Source organism: Streptomyces hypolithicus (assembly GCF_052934925.1).
In genome coordinates this window covers 385,626-400,499 of the sequence record NZ_CM128811.1, presented here as the reverse complement: position 1 = coordinate 400,499, position 14,874 = coordinate 385,626, and the positions used below count along the sequence as shown (strand labels likewise).

The 14,874-nt window shown below is 71.7% G+C and carries 11 protein-coding genes and 1 pseudogene; 8 read left to right on the top strand and 4 right to left on the bottom strand.

Going from position 1 to position 14,874, the window contains the following annotated elements; translation table 11 throughout:
* Positions 1-64: 64 nt before the first annotated feature.
* Positions 65-409, bottom strand: coding sequence for a VOC family protein (locus ACU6WZ_RS02020; RefSeq protein WP_447031381.1), 345 nt, complete (start codon positions 407-409; stop codon positions 65-67).
* A 188-nt stretch (positions 410-597) separates the two neighbouring features.
* Between ACU6WZ_RS02020 and ACU6WZ_RS02015 the strand changes: the two genes are divergently transcribed.
* Genes ACU6WZ_RS02015 through ACU6WZ_RS02000 form a run of 4 tightly spaced genes read left to right on the top strand, consistent with a single transcriptional unit; the run spans position 598 to position 5,758 of the window.
* On the top strand, positions 598-1,431 hold the full coding sequence (locus ACU6WZ_RS02015; protein WP_447031380.1) for a M55 family metallopeptidase: 834 nt from the start codon (positions 598-600) through the stop codon (positions 1,429-1,431).
* Entirely contained in the window at positions 1,424-2,803 is a 1,380-nt protein-coding gene (locus ACU6WZ_RS02010; RefSeq protein WP_447031378.1) for a M20/M25/M40 family metallo-hydrolase, read from the top strand. Before ACU6WZ_RS02015 ends, ACU6WZ_RS02010 begins: the two co-directional genes overlap by 8 nt.
* Positions 2,804-2,822: 19 nt before the next feature.
* Complete coding sequence (locus ACU6WZ_RS02005) at positions 2,823-4,814, top strand: S9 family peptidase (RefSeq protein ID WP_447031377.1); 1,992 nt, start codon at positions 2,823-2,825, stop codon at positions 4,812-4,814.
* On the top strand, positions 4,811-5,758 hold the full coding sequence (locus ACU6WZ_RS02000; RefSeq protein WP_447031376.1) for a S66 peptidase family protein: 948 nt from the start codon (positions 4,811-4,813) through the stop codon (positions 5,756-5,758). The genes ACU6WZ_RS02005 and ACU6WZ_RS02000 overlap by 4 nt, the downstream gene beginning before the upstream one ends.
* A 23-nt stretch (positions 5,759-5,781) precedes the next feature.
* On the opposite strand, the gene ACU6WZ_RS01995 is transcribed toward ACU6WZ_RS02000, so the two are convergent.
* Positions 5,782-6,183, bottom strand: coding sequence for a DinB family protein (locus ACU6WZ_RS01995; protein ID WP_447031375.1), 402 nt, complete (start codon positions 6,181-6,183; stop codon positions 5,782-5,784).
* A 123-nt stretch (positions 6,184-6,306) separates the two neighbouring features.
* Positions 6,307-6,444: pseudogene (locus ACU6WZ_RS01990) on the bottom strand (mycothiol transferase); the annotation flags it as partial.
* Between the two features lie 50 nt (positions 6,445-6,494).
* Between ACU6WZ_RS01990 and ACU6WZ_RS01985 the strand changes: the two are divergent.
* Positions 6,495-7,046 carry a GNAT family N-acetyltransferase gene (locus tag ACU6WZ_RS01985; RefSeq protein WP_447031373.1) on the top strand — a complete coding sequence of 184 codons (552 nt, stop codon included), beginning with the start codon at positions 6,495-6,497 and terminating at the stop codon, positions 7,044-7,046.
* Between the two features lie 119 nt (positions 7,047-7,165).
* Positions 7,166-9,127 (top strand): DUF5107 domain-containing protein, encoded by a 1,962-nt coding sequence (locus ACU6WZ_RS01980; RefSeq protein WP_447031372.1) that lies wholly within the window; start codon positions 7,166-7,168, stop codon positions 9,125-9,127.
* A 21-nt stretch (positions 9,128-9,148) separates the two neighbouring features.
* On the opposite strand, the gene ACU6WZ_RS01975 is transcribed toward ACU6WZ_RS01980, so the two are convergent.
* Positions 9,149-9,502, bottom strand: a complete 354-nt coding sequence (locus ACU6WZ_RS01975; RefSeq protein WP_447031371.1) for a VOC family protein — start codon at positions 9,500-9,502, stop codon at positions 9,149-9,151.
* Positions 9,503-9,762: 260 nt separating this feature from the next.
* Here ACU6WZ_RS01975 and ACU6WZ_RS01970 point away from each other — a divergent pair, with 260 nt between their 5' ends.
* Both ACU6WZ_RS01970 and ACU6WZ_RS01965 read left to right on the top strand, forming a co-directional pair.
* Positions 9,763-12,297 carry a Pls/PosA family non-ribosomal peptide synthetase gene (locus ACU6WZ_RS01970; RefSeq protein ID WP_447031370.1) on the top strand — a complete coding sequence of 845 codons (2,535 nt, stop codon included), beginning with the start codon at positions 9,763-9,765 and terminating at the stop codon, positions 12,295-12,297.
* Positions 12,298-12,302: 5 nt separating this feature from the next.
* Positions 12,303-14,858 carry a non-ribosomal peptide synthetase gene (locus tag ACU6WZ_RS01965; RefSeq protein WP_447031369.1) on the top strand — a complete coding sequence of 852 codons (2,556 nt, stop codon included), beginning with the start codon at positions 12,303-12,305 and terminating at the stop codon, positions 14,856-14,858.
* Positions 14,859-14,874 lie beyond the last annotated feature (16 nt).

Here is a 14,874-nt window from a genome sequence, read left to right as displayed (position 1 = left end):
GGGCCGCCCCTGCCCGCCCCGCCCCGGCCGTGCTGTGCTGGGGCGGGCGGCCGCGGCCGACCGGTCAAGGCGCCTGGATCAGCCCGACGGGGTTCCCGTCCGTGTCCCGGACGGTCGCCGTCAGCATGCCCCCGCCCACGTCCTGGATGTCCTGAACCGTTTCCGCGCCTGCCGTCACCAGCGCGTTCAGGCTGCTGCGGATGTCCTCGACGTGCCAGAACGGGACCGGACCCGTCATCCCTCTGCTGTGGCCCTTCGGGTCGAGGCCGACCTGCTGGCCGGCTGCGGCGAAACCGACGTAGTACGGCTCGTCCGTCTCGGGCTCGACGCCCAGCAGTGCGCTGAACAGCATCTTCGCCTGCGCGAGGTTCTCGACGGGGTAAATGATCGTCCTGATGCCTGTGGTCATGGCCTACACATGACCCGGCGCGTCCGGACATATGACCGCCGGGCGGGTGAAAGAGCCGGCCGTCGTGGCGCGGCAAAGGACTAGACCGCTGAACCCGTGAACAGTCCTGGCCTGGGCGTTCGCCGGCGCGTAACCTGACGCCGCATGAGCACGGACGTCACTGCCCACCCGACTCGGACCGGTGATTCATGAAGATCCTCATCAGCGCCGACATGGAGGGCGCGACCGGCGTCACCTGGCCCGCCGATGTGCTGCCCGGGACACCGCAGTGGGAGCGCTGCCGCGGCATGTTCACCTCCGATGTGAACGCCGCCGTCCTCGGATTCTTCGACGGGGGCGCCGACGACGTACTGATCAACGAAGCACACTGGACCATGCGCAACCTGCTCCTGGAGCGGCTCGACGAGCGCGCCGAGATGCTCACCGGCCGGCACAAGTCCCTCAGCATGGTCGAAGGCGTGCAGCACGGGGATGTGGACGGCATCGCGTTCGTCGGCTACCACACCGGCGCCGGCACCGAGGGCGTCCTCGCGCACACCTACCTCGCGAACTCCATCACCGGTGTGTGGGTCAACGGCGAGCGTGCCAGCGAGGGCCTGCTCAACGCGCATGTCGTCGCGGAGTACGGTGTGCCTGTGGTCCTCGTTACCGGCGACGACCTGACCTGCGAGGACGCCAAGGGATACGCCCCCGGCGCCCGAACCGTAGCCGTCAAGGACCATGTGTCGCGGTACGCAGCCGTGTGCCGCACTCCTGCCCGTACCGCGGGCGCCATCAGGGCCGCCGCCAAGGAGGCCACCGCTCTCGCGGTGCGTCATGAGCCGGTGCGCGGCGGGCCGTTCACGGTGGAGCTGGAGTTCGACGCGGAGCACCTCGCGGGGGTCGCGACCGTGGTGCCGGGGGTGGCGGCGACCGGGGAACGGCGCGTCGCGTACACCAGCGCGACGATGTATGAGGGCATTCGTACTTTCAAGGCGGTCACGACGATCGTCTCAGTGGCGGTGGAGGAGCAGTATGGCTGACCAGCAGCCGGCCGGCGGCAGCCCGGTCGACGCACGGGCTCTCGACGAGGTGGTGACCTTCACCTCCGACCTCATCCGCATCGACACCAGCAACCGCGGTGGCGGCGACTGCCGGGAACGTCCCGCCGCCGAGTACGTCGCCGAGCGCCTGGCCGGCGCCGGCCTTGAGCCGGTCCTGCTCGAACGCGCCCCCGGGCGGACCAACGTCGTGGCCAGGATCCCCGGCACGGACCCCGCCGCCGACGCCCTGCTCGTGCACGGCCACCTCGACGTCGTACCCGCCGAACCGGACGACTGGAGCGTGCACCCCTTCTCGGGGGAGATCCGCGACGGGGTGGTCTGGGGGCGCGGCGCGGTCGACATGAAGAACATGGACGCGATGGTCCTCGCGGTCGTACGGGACTGGGCGCGCACCGGCGTCCGGCCCCGCCGCGACATCGTGCTCGCCTTCACCGCCGACGAGGAGGCCAGTGCGGAGGACGGCTCGGGCTTCCTCGCCGCCGAGCACCCGGAGCTGTTCGAGGGCTGCACTGAAGGCATCAGCGAGTCCGGCGCCTACACCTTCCACGCCGGCCCGGGCATGGAGATCTACCCGATCGCGGCGGGCGAGCGCGGCACCGGGTGGCTCAGGCTCACCGGCGTCGGCCGGGCGGGCCACGGCTCCAAGGTCAACCGGGACAACGCGGTGAGCAGGCTGGCCGCCGCCATCGCCCGGATCGGCGCGTACGAATGGCCGGTGCGGCTCACCCCGACCGTGCGTGCCTGTCTCACCGAGCTCGCGGCCCTGCACCACCTCGACGCACCGGACTTCGACGGGTCCGCCTTCGACGGGTCCGCCTTCGACGGGTCCGCCTTCGACGTGGACGCCCTGCTCAACAAGCTGGGCCCGGCCGCCGCGCTGGTCGAGGCCACGGTGCGGTGCAGCGCCAACCCGACCATGCTGGAGGCGGGTTACAAGGTCAACGTCATCCCGGGTCGCGCCACCGCCTACGTCGACGGGCGGTTCCTGCCCGGCAGCGAGGAGGAGTTCCGGCAGACCCTGGACCACCTCACCGGGCCGGGCGTGGAGTGGGAGTTCCACCACCGGGAGGAAGCCCTGCAGGCGCCGACCGACTCGCCGACGTACCGCAAACTGCGGGCGGCCGTCGAGCACTTCGCCCCCGGCGGGCACGTCGTGCCGTTCTGCATGTCGGGCGGTACGGACGCCAAGCAGTTCTCCCGGCTCGGCATCACGGGCTACGGGTTCTCGCCGCTGAAGCTGCCGCCGGACTTCGACTACCAGGCGCTGTTCCACGGCGTCGACGAACGCGTACCCGTCGAGGCACTGCACTTCGGGGTCCGGGTGCTCGACCATTACTTGAGGACCGCATAGCGCAGGGGAGTGGTTGAGCATGGTGCCCACCGGGCCGTACGGAAGCTGGCCGTCGCCGATCGACGCCGCGCTCGCCGCCTCGCACGACGGGCACCCCGAGTACGTCGGCGTGGTCGGCGACGAGGTGTGGTGGACCGCGCCGCGCCCCGCCGAGGCCGGCCGCCGCGCGCTGATGCGGCGACGGGCGGACGGCGCCGAGGAATCGGTTCTGCCCGCCCCGTGGAACGTACGCAGCAGAGTCATCGAGTACGGCGGCCAGCCCTGGGCGGGGGCGGAGCGGCCGGTGGGCGGGCCGCTCGTCGTGTTCGTCCACTTCCCCGACCAGCGGCTGTACGCGTACGAACCCGACGCACCCGGCGCGGCTCCCCGCCCGCTCACCCCCGTCTCGGCGACCGGGGGCGGGCTGCGCTGGGCCGATCCGCAGCTGCACCTCGACCGGGGCGCGGCCGGCGAGGTCTGGTGCGTACTGGAGGAGTTCACGGGCGAGTCGCCCACCGACGTACGCCGTGTCCTGGCCGCCGTGCCGCTCGACGGCTCGGCGGCCGGGGACCGCGCCGCCGTGCGGGAGCTCTCCGACAGCCGGCACCGCTTCGTCACCGGGCCCCGGGTCTCCCCGGACGGGCAGCGGGTGGTCTGGATCGCCTGGGACCACCCGAGGATGCCCTGGGACGGCACCGAAGTGATCCTCGCGACCATCGGCGATGACGGCATCTTCCACGACCCGCGCAGCGTCGTCGGCGGGCCCGAGGAGTCCATCGCCCAGGCCGACTGGGCCCCCGACGGGCAGCTCCTCTACGCCACCGACGACAGCGGCTGGTGGAACCTGCACCGCATGGACCCGCACCGGGGAGCGGTGCGGCTGTGCGGCCGCGCCGAGGAGTTCGGCGGGGCGCTGTGGAGGATCGGCCTGCGCTGGTTCCACCCGTTGGACAACGGCCTGATCGCGGTCATCCACGGCAACGGGACCACCGCGCTCGGCATACTCGACCCGGAGAGCGGCGAACTCGTCGACGCCCCCGGGCCCTGGACCGAATGGGCGCCGACGCTCGCCGTGCGCGGCAGCCGGATCGTCGGCGTCGCAGCCGGCCCACGCAGCGCGTACGAGGTCGTGGAACTGGACACCGCGACCGGGCACAGCAGGGTCGTCGGGTCCGCCCACGACGATGCGGTGGATCCCGCTCACTACCCCGAGCCGCAGATCCGCACCTTCACCGGGCCCGAGGGCCGCGACATCCACGCGCACATCTACCCGCCGCACCACCCCGGCCACATCGCACCCGACGACGAACTGCCGCCGTACGTGGTGTGGGCGCACGGCGGGCCGACGGGCCGGGCGCCGCTCGTACTCGATATGGAGATCGCCTACTTCACCTCCCGCGGCATCGGGGTCGCCGAGGTCAACTACGGCGGTTCCGCGGGGTACGGGCGCGAATACCGGGCCCGGCTGCGTGAACAGTGGGGCGTGGTGGACGTCGAGGACTGTGCCGCCGTCGCCCTCGCCCTCGCAGGGGAGGACACGGCCGACCCGGACCGGCTCGCCATCCGAGGCGGCAGCGCCGGCGGATGGACCGCCGCCGCCTCGCTCACCACGACCGACGTCTACGCCTGTGGCACCGTCATCTACCCGATCCTGGACCTGACGGGCTGGGCGACCGACGAGACCCACGACTTCGAATCCCAGTACCTGCACAGCCTCGTCGGCCCGTTCGCCACCCACCCGCACCGCTACCGCGACCGGTCGCCCCTGCACCACGCCGACCGGATCACCGCGCCCTTCCTGCTGCTCCAGGGCCTCGACGACGTGATCTGCCCACCCGCGCAGTGCGAGCGGTTCCTGCGGCGCGTCGCCGGACGCGGCATCCCGCACGCGTACATCGCCTTCGAGGGGGAGGGGCACGGTTTCCGGCGAGCGGACACCATGACCCGGGCGCTGGAGGCCGAACTCTCGCTGTACGCCCAGACCTTCGGCATCGACCGCCCCGACATCCCCCGTCTGGAGCTCGGCACATGACCCCGGCCAATCCGACCGCGCCCCTGACCAGGCCGGCCCGGCTGAGAGCCGGGGCGCGGGTCGCGGTCGTCGCTCCCAGCGGGCCGGTCCCCGGGGAGCGGCTCGAAGCGGGCCTCGACATTCTGCGCGGCTGGGACCTCGATCCCGTCGTGCTGCCCCATGTGCGCGACGCGCACCCCCGGTTCGGGTACCTCGCCGGCCAGGACGCGGCGCGCGCCCGTGACCTGGAGCAGGCGTGGTGCGACCCGGCGGTGGACGCGGTGATCTGCGCGCGCGGCGGCTACGGCGTCCAGCGCATGGTCGACCTGGTCGACTGGGCGGCGATGCGTGCGGCCGGGCCGAAGGTCTTCGTCGGATACAGCGACATCACCGCGCTGCACGAGGCGTTCGCCGTACGGCTGGGCCTGGCCACCCTGCACGGTCCGATGGTCGCGAGCCTGCCGTTCCTCAAGGACGGCCGCACCCAGGATTCGCTGTGGGCCACCCTTTTCGCCCCCGAGTCCGTCATGACCCTGGGGCCGGGGGAGGCGCGCACCATGGTCCCCGGCCGGGCCCGTGGCGTCACCCTCGGCGGCTGCGTCAGCCTGCTCGCCTCGGACCTCGGCGTCCCGCACACCCGGCCGTCCGCCCGCGGGGGCCTGCTGCTGCTTGAGGACGTCGGCGAGGAGGCGTACCGCCTCGACCGGATCCTCACCCAGCTGCTGCGCGCCGGCTGGCTGGACGGCGTGGCGGGCGTCGCCCTCGGGTCGTGGGAGGAGTGCGGGCCGTACGACGACGAGGTGCGGACGCTGCTGTACGACCGGCTGGGCCCCCTGGGGGTGCCGGTCGTCGAGCACATGGGCTTCGGGCACTGCGCCAGTGCCCTGACGATGCCGCTGGGGGTGCCCGCCGTACTCGACGCGGACGCCCGCACCCTCACCCTGGACGTGCCCGCCCTCCGCTGAGCCGCCGGGGCACCCGGGAACGGTCACTGCCCCGGGTGGTCGCCCGTCGCGCCGTCGATGAGCTCGCGCATGATGTCCATGTGGCCCGTGTGCCGCACGGTGTCCTCCAGCATGTGGATGAGCACCCACCGCATCGACACGGTCTTGCCCGACCACGACGTGCCCAGCGTGTCGAGGCCGGTGTCGGCTATCGCCGAGTCGGCGGCGGCCCGCGCGCGGCCGTAGAACGCGACGATGTCGGCGGTGCTCTCGCCGTCGGCCACCACCATGTCCTCGTTCTCGTACGGATCGAACCAGAGCGGTTCGCACTCGCGCCCGAACGTCTCGCAGAACCAGCCGTACTCGACGCACGCCAGATGCTTCACCAGCCCCAGCAGACCAGGGTCTGTCCGGCGGATCATGGCCGGGGTCGCGGCGTCTGGCACGGCACCTCGCCGCGTTGCCGAAACGTCCACATAGCTCCGCTATGAAGACGCTCCGGGCGCCTTGCGATGCACCGCACCAGACGCCGCGACCTATCCGACCCTGATCCGCCGGGCAGACCCTATCCCCGAAGGCGTCATGGGTCGGCGCAGCTGCTCGTCGCCGAGGCCTTCGAGCTTCCACAGGACCACGTCGCGGTGCCGGTCCAGCGCCGCGTGGAGACTTTCCTTCTCGCCACCCGCGTAAGGGACACTTTTCGTCATGCCCGGAACGTAACAGCCGGGTCTGACAGCGCCCGGCGTAACGTGACGGGATGCCTGAGCACGACGACGCAGTCCACCTTGCCGAGGGCCCGCGGGTGGCTCTGCGGCACTTCTCCCCCGCCGACGCCGTGGAGTTCACCGCGCGGACCCGCGAGAGCAGGAGCCTGCACCACCCCTGGCTCTTCCCGCCGGACCAGCCGGCGGCGTACACCGCCTATGCGAGCCGGCTCGTCCGGGACCCGGCGAAGGCCGGATTCCTGGTGTGCGAGCGCTCGGACGGGAGCATCGCCGGCTTCATCAACATCAACAACATCGTCGGCGGCGGTTTCCTGTGCGGGGCCCTGGGCTACGGTGCGTTCGCGCACGCGGCCGGACGCGGCCTCATGAGCGAAGGCCTCGGCCTCGTCGTGGACCACGCCTTCGGTCCGCTGGGCCTGCACCGCCTGGAGGCCAACATCCAGCCCGCGAACGAGGCTTCGCTCGCGCTCGTCCGCAGAGCCGGTTTCCGGCGCGAGGGCTTCTCCCCGGACTTCATCCACCTCGACGGCGCCTGGCGCGACCACGAACGATGGGCCGTCACCACCGAGATGCGCCCCCGGTGAACGCGGTCGGCCCCGCCGCCGTCATGTCCTGAGACCCCCTGGTCAGGTGGGCGTGCGGCGTGATCCGATGGGCGCCGGGCGCCGGTGGACGGCGGCCCTTACGACGGAGTGAGGCTGCCTTGGCCACGAGTGTGCGACGTGCCGTACTGACCCTGCCCGCTGCCCCTTTGGGGCCACAGAACCCGCTTCCGGGACTCCGGCCCCTCGACGAGCCGCACCACGTCGACGAGCGTTCCCGGGCCGCGCTGCCCCGCGAGATGGCCCGCCAGGTCGGACACGCACCGCTGCGCACCCTGCTGCCCGTACGCATACTCGACGGCTACACCCGCGAGCGCGGCGAGACGGACCTCGACGCGATCGTCATCGAGAACGACCGGCTGCGGGCCACCGTGCTGCCCGGCCTCGGCGGCCGGGTCCACTCGCTGTTCCACAAGCCGACCGGGCGCGAACTCCTCTACCGCAACCCGGTGTTCCAGCCCGCCGACTTCGCGCTCAACGGCGCCTGGTTCTCCGGCGGAATCGAATGGAACATCGGCGCCACCGGACACACGACGTTGTCGTGCGCGCCCCTGCACGCGGCCGTGGTGCCCGCCCCGGACGGCGGCGACATGGTGCGGCTGTGGGAGTGGGAAAGGCTGCGCGACCTGCCGTTCCAGGTTGACCTGTGGCTGCCGGCCGACTCCGACTTCCTGTACGTCGGTGTACGCATCCGCAACCCGCACGAGAAGAGTGCCCCCACCTACTGGTGGTCCAACATCGCGGTCCCCGAGGACGAGCACACCCGCGTCCTCGCCCCCGCCGACGAGGCCTGGCACTTCGGCTACACCCACACCCTGCGGCGGGTCCCCGTGCCCGTCCGCGACGGCGCCGACCGCACGTACCCGCTGCGCAGCGAACACTCCGCCGACTACTTCTACGACGTACCCGACGGCGCCCGCAAGTGGATCGCCTCGCTCGACGCCGGTGGCCGGGGCCTCGTACAGACCTCCACCGACGTGCTGCGTGGCCGCAAGCTCTTCGTGTGGGGCGCGGGCAGGGGCGGCAGGCGCTGGCAGCAGTGGCTGACGGAGCCGGGCACCCCCGGTTACGCCGAGATCCAGGCGGGCCTGGCCCGTACCCAGCTGGAGCACGTACCGCTGGAGGCCGGCGCCGAGTTCAGCTGGCTGGAGGCATACGGTCCGCTGGCCGCCGACCCCACGGCGGTGCACGGCGAGGACTGGGACGCGGCCCGCGCGGAGGCCGGGGCGCGGCTGGAGGAGGGGCTGCCGCGTGAGCGGGTGGACGCGGCGTACGAGAAGTGGCTGGCGTACGCCGACCACGAGCCGGGGGAGTCGCTGGCCACCGGCTCCGGCTGGGGCGCGCTGGAAGTCCTGCGCGGTGGCCTGAAACTGCCCGGCACTCCCTTCGGCGAGCACACCGTCGGCGAAGAGCAGCAGCCGTGGCTGGAGTTGCTGCGCAGCGGCGCCCTGCCCGCATCGTCCGAGGTGGCGCCGCCCGGCCCTTCGCTGGTGGCGCAGCACTGGCGAGACATGCTGGAGACGGCGCCGGCGGGGCCTGTCACCGAGTACCACCTTGGGGTCGCGCAGTGGCACGCGGGCGATGTGGCGCAGGCCGTGCGCAGCTGGGAGCGGGGCCTGCAACAGGCCACCTCACGCTGGCCGTTGCTGCGCTGTCTCGCCGTCGCCGACCGGGTGGCCGGCAACCTCGAGCGCGCTGCCGACCACTACGCCGAGGCGTTCTGGGACCTGTGCCGGGAGCGGGGCGACGGGGAGGCGTGGGCGGCGGCCACAGCGGCGCTGGGCCGCGAGGCGATCGCCGCCCTGATCGCGGCGCGGCGCCCGGACGCGGCCCGCAGCGCCTGGGAGGCGCTCCCGGCCGCCCTGCGCGGGGACGGGCGGTTCCGGCTCGTCGAGGCGCAGCTGCTCGTCGCCGAGGGCGACCGGACGGCGGCCCGCGCGATCTTCGACGCCGGGCTGGAGGTGCCCGACCTGCGGGAGGGCGCGGAGGTGCTGGGGCAGCTCTGGGCCGAGGTCAGCGCCGAGCCGCTGCCGGGGATGTACGACTACCGGATGCGGGGGTAGCCCCGCGGGGTGTCGTTCGGATCAGGCCGCCGCGCGCCGGTCGACGTACTCGAAGACCGAGCCGTCCGGGTGCGCGGCGATCAGATTGCGGCCCGCGGGGGTCGGTACCGGCCCCGCGACGATGAGGGCGCCGGCCGCGGCGAGGGCGGCGCCCGCCTCGTCGACATCGTGGACGGCTATGGTCGCCGACACCTTCCGGAGCACCTCCAGCTCCGCCTCCGGGCCGCTCATCAGCAGGAAGCAGCCGACGGCGGCCACAGATACCCCACCACGCTCGAAGCGCAGTGCGGGGGTTCCTGTGAGGCGCTCGTAGAAGACCACCGAGGCCTCCAGGTCTTCGACGCAGATGCGCAGTGTGGTGCCGAGGATTTCCATGACGGTGAGGGTAGTTGGTCGGCGCGGGTGGGGTCGCGGAGAGTGCCTGGGCGAGTGCCCTGCGGAGCTCCGGTTCCGAAGAAAGGCGCCAAGAGCGCCGAATGTGAGAAATGTACTAAATAAGGCAATCCTTCCTTCCGGCGGCGTCGAATCTAAGCCATGACGTCCGACTGTGACTCGCGTCGAACGCGCGTCGGCGGGGCGTCCGGTGCGCCAGGTGTGCCGGGCAGGGGCGGTCGGGCCTTCCCCAGGGAGCCCACATGGTGGGAAAACAAGCCGAAGCGGTGCCCCCCGATCTGGCGGAATGCGCAGGATTCCGAGACGGGTACGCCGAGCCGATCGCCGGCGCCGAGAGGATCCTCTCCGGCGTACTGGCTGACGTCATGCACGTCGAACAGGTCTCGGCCGACAGTCACTTCTTCAACGAACTGGGCGCGGACTCGCTGGTCATGGCGCACTTCTGCGCGCGGGTCAGGAAGCGCGCGGACCTGCCGCCGGTGTCGATGAAGGATGTCTACCGGCACCCGACGATCGGGAGCCTCGCCGCCGCGGTCGCGGAGTCCGGTCCCGCTGCTCCCGTGGAGTCGCCGGCCCCCGAGGCCGCCGCTGCGACGGGCGAAGCATCCGCTCCGGCGGGCACGCCGCGGTACGTCCTGTGCGGAGCGCTGCAGCTCCTGACGTTCCTGGCGTATTCCTTCCTGGTCGCGGTCGTCGCCGTTCGGGGCTACGAATGGATCTCGGCCGGGTCGGGCGCGCTCGACATGTATCTGCGCTCCGTGCTGTTCGGCGCCGCGACCTTGGTGGGGCTGTCCGCGCTTCCGGTCCTCGCGAAGTGGGCGCTCATAGGGCGATGGCGGCCCCAGAGCATCCGCGTCTGGAGCCTGCCGTACTTCCGTTTCTGGCTCGTCAAGACCCTGGTCCGGTCGGACCCGCTGGTGCTGTTCGCCGGTTCGCCGCTCTACGTCCTGTATCTCAGGGCCCTGGGCGCGAGAATCGGCAGAGGTGTCGCGATCTTCTCCCGTAACGTACCCATATGCACCGACCTGCTCGCCATCGGTGACGGAACCGTCGTCCGCAAGGACTCGTTCTTCACCTGCTACCGGGCCCACACCGGCCTGATCCAGACGGGCGCGGTCACCCTCGGGAAGGACGCGGTCGTCAGCGAGGCCACGGTGCTCGACATCGAGACCTCCCTGGGCGACGGAGCCCAGCTCGGCCACGCCTCCGCGCTCCACAGCGGCCAGGCGGTGCCCGACGGTGAGCACTGGCACGGGTCACCGGCACAGCGCGCCGACGCGGACTACCGGGCGGTAGGCCCGGCCGCCTGTGGCGCCCTGAGGAGGGCGGGCCACAGTGTGCTGCAGCTGCTGACCGCGCTGCTGGTGTATCTGCCCCTGGCGGTCGGTGGCGTGGGCATCCTCCTCGCCGAGGCACCGCAGCTCACCGCGGCCCTGGAGCCGGGGCCCGTGGCCCTCACGAGCTGGACGTTCTACCGCGACGCCCTGGCGGGCTCCCTCGTGCTGCTCATCGGCGTCGTGCCACTCGGCCTCCTGGCGCTGGCCACCGTCCCCCGCCTGCTCAATCGCACCATCACCCCCGGCAAGGTCTACCCCCTGTACGGCTTCCACTACGGGGCGCACCGGGCGATCGCGCTCATGACCAACGGGAAGTTCATGACCCGTCTGTTCGGCGACAGCTCCGGCATCGTCCACTACCTGCGCCTGCTCGGGTACGACCTTTCCCGGGTCCAGCAGACCGGCTCGAACTTCGGCACCGAGGTGAAACACGAGACCCCGCATCTGAGTGCGGTCGGGAGCGGAACGATGGTCGCCGACGGCCTGTCGATCATGAACGCCGACTTCTCCAGCAGCTCCTTCCGGGTGTCCCGGACGTCGATCGGAGCGCACAACTTCCTGGGCAACCGCATCGCCTACCCCGCACAGGGCAGGACCGGCGACAACTGCCTCCTCGCCACGAAGGTCATGGTCCCCGTGGACGGGAAGATCCGGGAAGGGGTGGGGCTGCTCGGCTCGCCCAGCTTCGAGATTCCGCGATCGGTCCGGCGGGACAGCAGTTTCGACAGCCAAAAGAGCGGTGAGGAGCTGCACCGCGGCCTCACCGGAAAGAACCGGCACAACGCCGCCACGGCGGGGCTGTATCTGCTGATGCGGTGGATCTACCTCTTCGCGATCACCGTGATCGTCTCGGCCGCCGCGGAATTCTACGCCTCTGTCGGTGCGGCGGCGATCGCGCTGGGCAACGTACTGGCCTTCCTCTTCACGGCTGCGTACTTCGTGCTCGTCGAACGCGCCGTCACAGCCCGGCATCCCGTGGGGCCGCTGTTCTGCTCGATCTACGACCCCCGCTTCTGGCGGCGCGAACGTTTCTGGAAGGTGCCGTCAGAGACGTATCTGAACATCTTCAACGGCACACCGTTCAAGAACGTCATCTGGCGGCTGCTCGGCGTCCGGCTCGGCCGCAGGGTCTTCGACGACGGCTGCTACCTGACGGAGCGGACCATGGTCACCATCGGTGACGGCTGCACGCTCAACTCGGGAAGCGTCGTCCAGTGCCACTCACAGGAGGACGGCACCTTCAAGTCCGACCGCAGCACGATCGGATCCGGCTGCACCCTCGGGGTCGGCGCCTTCGTGCACTACGGCGTGACTCTCGGCGACGACGCGGTGCTCGCTCCCGACTCCTTCCTGATGAAGGGCGAGGTCGTCCCGCAGTGCGCGTGGTGGGGCGGAAACCCGGCCCGGCCGATCCGCAGCGGCGGCGGAGAGCGGAGGTAGCAGCGATGCCCACACCAGCAGACACCGCACCAGCGGACACCGCCGTGACTTACTGGCGCGATGTGCTCGCCGCCGGCGGGTTCACCGCGCTGCCGCGCTGGACCCGTGCCCCGGTGGCGGGCGCCGCGGGGCACGAGACGGCGATCTCCGGTGACCTCGTGGCGGCGTTGGACCGGCTGGCGGCGGAGTCGGGGGTGTCCGGTGGCGCGGTGCTGCTGGCGGCGCACGCCAAGGTGCTCGCCGCGCTGTCCGGTGAGGCCACGGTCATCACGGGCTACGTCGCCGTCGCGGGCGGCGGGCCGTTGCCCTGCCGGCTGACGGCCGCGCCGGGGTCATGGCGGTCGCTGCTGCTGCACGCGCGGGAGGCCGAGTCCGAGCTGCTGGCGCACCGGGACCTTCCGGACGGTGATCTCGGCGCGGAGCTGGGCCGGGCCGGACCGCCGTACGAGAGCGTGCTCGATCCGACCGGCGGCGGCGGTCCGGCAGAGGACCACCGTCCGTCCGAAGGCGCCGTGCTGCGGGTGGCGTTCGCGTGCCACGACGGCCGGCACGCGCTGCGGCTGCGGTACCGGACCGACGTGCTCGATGCGGACTCCGCCGCCAGAATCGCCGGCTATCACGTCACCGCCCTCGAGTTGATGGCAGCCGATCCGGATGCCGCACACGACCGGCAGAGCCTGCTGTCCGCCGCCGAACTCCGCCTCCAGCTCGAAGGGCTCGCCGGGCCGCGCCGGGAACTGCCGGACCGCCGCTTCCACGAGCTGTTCGAGCAGCGGGTGCGTGCCCACCCGGACACGATCGCGGCCGTCCAGGGCGAGCGGCGGTGGTCGTACCGGGAGCTCAACGTCCGCGCGAACCGGCTGGCGCACTCCCTGCTGGCGGGGGGACTGCACCGGCAAGGGGTCGTCGCCGTGGTCGCCGGTCGCAGTTTGGAATGGGTGGCCGCGGTCCTCGCCGTTTTCAAGGCCGGTGGGGTGTACATGCCCGTCGAGCCGCATTTCCCGGCCGACCGTATCGCCACCATGCTCTCCCGGGCCTCGTGCGGGCTGGTACTGGCCGAACCCGGCAGCGCCGCCAGCCTCGGCAAGGCCCTGGACTCGTTGCCCGGCGTACGGACGCTCTTCACCGACGCGGTCCTTGAGCGCGACCAGGGCGAAGCCGACGACGCCGACCCGTGCGTCGGTGCGGCCCCGGACGACCTCGCCTACATCTACTTCACCTCCGGCTCCACCGGCGCGCCGAAGGGAGCGATGTGCGAGCACGCGGGGATGCTCAACCACCTCTTCGCCAAGATCGACGACCTGGGAATCGACGAGGGACAGGTGGTCGCCCAGACCGCACCGCAGTGCTTCGACATCTCGCTGTGGCAACTGCTCTCCCCGCTCATGACCGGCGGGCGGACCCTCCTGGTCGGCCAGGAGGCGATCCTGGATGTCCGGCGGTTCGTCGACACGATCGTCGACGGCAGGGTGGGCGTGCTCCAGTTGGTGCCCTCGTACCTCGACGTCGTCCTGTCCTTTCTGGAGCGCCACCCTCGCGAGCTGCCGGACCTGCGGTGCGTGTCGATAACCGGCGAGGCGCTGAAGAAGGAGCTCGTCCAGCGCTGGTTCACGGCCCAGCCCGCGATCAGGCTGGTCAACGCGTACGGGCTGACCGAGACCTCCGACGACACCAACCACGAGATCCTCGACCGGGTGCCGGACACCGAACGGGTCCCGCTCGGCCGCCCCGTCAACAACGTGCGGGTGTACGTCGTCGACGAGCGTCTGTCACCGGTGCCGCTCGGCGCCCCCGGTGCGATCGTCTTCTCGGGGATCTGCGTCGGCCGGGGGTATGTCAACGATCCCGAGCGCACCCGGCTGGCCTTCATGGCGGATCCGCACTGCGCCGGGCGGCGGCTGTACCGGGGCGGCGACTACGGCCGTTGGCAGCCGGACGGCAAGCTGGAGTTCCTCGGCCGCCGGGACACCCAGGTCAAGATCCGTGGATTCAGGATCGAGATGGGCGAGATCGAGAACACCCTGCTGCGGATGCCCGGTGTCCGCGACGCCGCTGTGGTGGTCGCCGAACAGCCGGGACGCGGCCGGCGCCTGGTCGCCTTCTACTCCGCCGGCTGCCCGCTGGAGGCCGGTGGCCTGCGGAGCCGGCTCAGTGAGTCCCTGCCCGAGTACATGGTCCCCTCCGACTTCCACTGGCGGGACAGCCTGCCACTGACCGCCAACGGCAAGGTGGACAGGAAGGCACTGACCGCACTCGCCGGCGAACTCGACCCGGCCGAGGAAGGCTGCGACCCGCCGGGCACGGCGACCGAACAGCGCCTGGCCGCCGCTTGGGCCGGCGTGCTCGGCATCCCCCAGGACAGGATCGGCCGACGGGACCACTTCTTCGACCGCGGTGGCACCTCACTGTCGGCCGTAAGGGTCGCGATCACTCTGGACCGTGAGGTCTCCCTCAAGGACCTCACCCGTCACCCCGTCCTGGCCGACCTGGCCGCCCTGATCGACAGCCGCGCTGAACCCCGCCCGCCCCCAGGGACGGCTCCGTCCCTGAGCAGCCATTGAGTCCCTGAGCAGCAAC

Bases quoted from the DNA above. Each gene is read 5' to 3' on its own strand.
- ACU6WZ_RS02020 (WP_447031381.1), bottom strand. From the start codon at position 409: ATGACCACAGGCATCAGGACGATCATTTACCCCGTCGAGAACCTCGCG.
- ACU6WZ_RS02015 (WP_447031380.1), top strand. From the start codon at position 598: ATGAAGATCCTCATCAGCGCCGACATGGAGGGCGCGACCGGCGTCACC.
- ACU6WZ_RS02010 (WP_447031378.1), top strand. From the start codon at position 1,424: ATGGCTGACCAGCAGCCGGCCGGCGGCAGCCCGGTCGACGCACGGGCT.
- ACU6WZ_RS02005 (WP_447031377.1), top strand. From the start codon at position 2,823: ATGGTGCCCACCGGGCCGTACGGAAGCTGGCCGTCGCCGATCGACGCC.
- ACU6WZ_RS02000 (WP_447031376.1), top strand. From the start codon at position 4,811: ATGACCCCGGCCAATCCGACCGCGCCCCTGACCAGGCCGGCCCGGCTG.
- ACU6WZ_RS01985 (WP_447031373.1), top strand. From the start codon at position 6,495: ATGCCTGAGCACGACGACGCAGTCCACCTTGCCGAGGGCCCGCGGGTG.
- ACU6WZ_RS01975 (WP_447031371.1), bottom strand. From the start codon at position 9,502: ATGGAAATCCTCGGCACCACACTGCGCATCTGCGTCGAAGACCTGGAG.
- ACU6WZ_RS01970 (WP_447031370.1), top strand. From the start codon at position 9,763: ATGGTGGGAAAACAAGCCGAAGCGGTGCCCCCCGATCTGGCGGAATGC.
- ACU6WZ_RS01965 (WP_447031369.1), top strand. From the start codon at position 12,303: ATGCCCACACCAGCAGACACCGCACCAGCGGACACCGCCGTGACTTAC.